1 rRNA gene (cut by a window edge) is annotated in these 2,702 nt (G+C 52.8%); it reads left to right on the top strand.

What is annotated here, in order from left to right:
- Positions 1–2,647: ribosomal RNA gene (locus HU751_RS26730) — 23S ribosomal RNA — on the top strand (it extends 246 nt beyond the left edge of the window).
- Positions 2,648–2,702 lie beyond the last annotated feature (55 nt).

Here is a 2,702-nt window from a genome sequence, read left to right on the forward strand (position 1 = left end):
GGCGAGCGAACGGGGACCAGCCCTTAAGCTGGTTTGAGATTAGTGGAACGCTCTGGAAAGTGCGGCCATAGTGGGTGATAGCCCCGTACACGAAAATCTCTTGCCAGTGAAATCGAGTAGGACGGAGCACGAGAAACTTTGTCTGAACATGGGGGGACCATCCTCCAAGGCTAAATACTACTGACTGACCGATAGTGAACCAGTACCGTGAGGGAAAGGCGAAAAGAACCCCGGAGAGGGGAGTGAAATAGAACCTGAAACCGTATGCGTACAAGCAGTGGGAGCCTACTTTGTTAGGTGACTGCGTACCTTTTGTATAATGGGTCAGCGACTTATATTCAGTGGCGAGCTTAACCGAATAGGGGAGGCGTAGCGAAAGCGAGTCTTAATAGGGCGCTTTAGTCGCTGGGTATAGACCCGAAACCGGGCGATCTATCCATGGGCAGGTTGAAGGTTAGGTAACACTGACTGGAGGACCGAACCGACTACCGTTGAAAAGTTAGCGGATGACCTGTGGATCGGAGTGAAAGGCTAATCAAGCTCGGAGATAGCTGGTTCTCCTCGAAAGCTATTTAGGTAGCGCCTCATGTATCACTGTAGGGGGTAGAGCACTGTTTCGGCTAGGGGGTCATCCCGACTTACCAAACCGATGCAAACTCCGAATACCTACAAGTGCCGAGCATGGGAGACACACGGCGGGTGCTAACGTCCGTCGTGAAAAGGGAAACAACCCAGACCGTCAGCTAAGGTCCCAAAGTCATGGTTAAGTGGGAAACGATGTGGGAAGGCTTAGACAGCTAGGAGGTTGGCTTAGAAGCAGCCACCCTTTAAAGAAAGCGTAATAGCTCACTAGTCGAGTCGGCCTGCGCGGAAGATGTAACGGGGCTCAAACCATGCACCGAAGCTACGGGTATCACCTCTGGTGATGCGGTAGAGGAGCGTTCTGTAAGCCTGTGAAGGTGAGTTGAGAAGCTTGCTGGAGGTATCAGAAGTGCGAATGCTGACATGAGTAACGACAATGCGAGTGAAAAACTCGCACGCCGAAAGACCAAGGTTTCCTGCGCAACGTTAATCGACGCAGGGTTAGTCGGTCCCTAAGGCGAGGCTGAAAAGCGTAGTCGATGGAAAACAGGTTAATATTCCTGTACTTCCAGTTATTGCGATGGAGGGACGGAGAAGGCTAGGCCAGCTTGGCGTTGGTTGTCCAAGTTTAAGGTGGTAGGCTGAGATCTTAGGCAAATCCGGGATCTTAAGGCCGAGAGCTGATGACGAGTGCTCTTTAGAGCGCGAAGTGGTTGATGCCATGCTTCCAAGAAAAGCTCCTAAGCTTCAGATAACTGGGAACCGTACCCCAAACCGACACAGGTGGTTAGGTAGAGAATACCAAGGCGCTTGAGAGAACTCGGGTGAAGGAACTAGGCAAAATGGCACCGTAACTTCGGGAGAAGGTGCGCCGGTGAGGGTGAAGCACTTGCTGCGTAAGCCCACGCCGGTCGAAGATACCAGGCCGCTGCGACTGTTTATTAAAAACACAGCACTCTGCAAACACGAAAGTGGACGTATAGGGTGTGACGCCTGCCCGGTGCCGGAAGGTTAATTGATGGGGTTAGCGCAAGCGAAGCTCTTGATCGAAGCCCCGGTAAACGGCGGCCGTAACTATAACGGTCCTAAGGTAGCGAAATTCCTTGTCGGGTAAGTTCCGACCTGCACGAATGGCGTAACGATGGCGGCGCTGTCTCCACCCGAGACTCAGTGAAATTGAAATCGCTGTGAAGATGCAGTGTATCCGCGGCTAGACGGAAAGACCCCGTGAACCTTTACTATAGCTTTGCACTGGACTTTGAGCTTGCTTGTGTAGGATAGGTGGGAGGCTTTGAAGTGGGGACGCCAGTTCTCATGGAGCCATCCTTGAAATACCACCCTGGCAACCTTGAGGTTCTAACTCAGGTCCGTTATCCGGATCGAGGACAGTGTATGGTGGGTAGTTTGACTGGGGCGGTCTCCTCCCAAAGAGTAACGGAGGAGTACGAAGGTGCGCTCAGACCGGTCGGAAATCGGTCGTAGAGTATAAAGGCAAAAGCGCGCTTGACTGCGAGACACACACGTCGAGCAGGTACGAAAGTAGGTCTTAGTGATCCGGTGGTTCTGTATGGAAGGGCCATCGCTCAACGGATAAAAGGTACTCCGGGGATAACAGGCTGATACCGCCCAAGAGTTCATATCGACGGCGGTGTTTGGCACCTCGATGTCGGCTCATCACATCCTGGGGCTGAAGCCGGTCCCAAGGGTATGGCTGTTCGCCATTTAAAGTGGTACGCGAGCTGGGTTTAGAACGTCGTGAGACAGTTCGGTCCCTATCTGCCGTGGACGTTTGAGATTTGAGAGGGGCTGCTCCTAGTACGAGAGGACCGGAGTGGACGAACCTCTGGTGTTCCGGTTGTCACGCCAGTGGCATTGCCGGGTAGCTATGTTCGGAAGAGATAACCGCTGAAAGCATCTAAGCGGGAAACTTGCCTCAAGATGAGATCTCACTGGAGCCTTGAGCTCCCTGAAGGGCCGTCGAAGACTACGACGTTGATAGGTTGGGTGTGTAAGCGCTGTGAGGCGTTGAGCTAACCAATACTAATTGCCCGTGAGGCTTGACCATATAACACCCAAGCAATTTGCGCCGAGGCCAAATTGTGGTGGTGAAGACGAAAGAC

It is taken from the genome of Pseudomonas peradeniyensis, assembly GCF_014268935.2.
Lineage (GTDB): Bacteria > Pseudomonadota > Gammaproteobacteria > Pseudomonadales > Pseudomonadaceae > Aquipseudomonas > Aquipseudomonas peradeniyensis.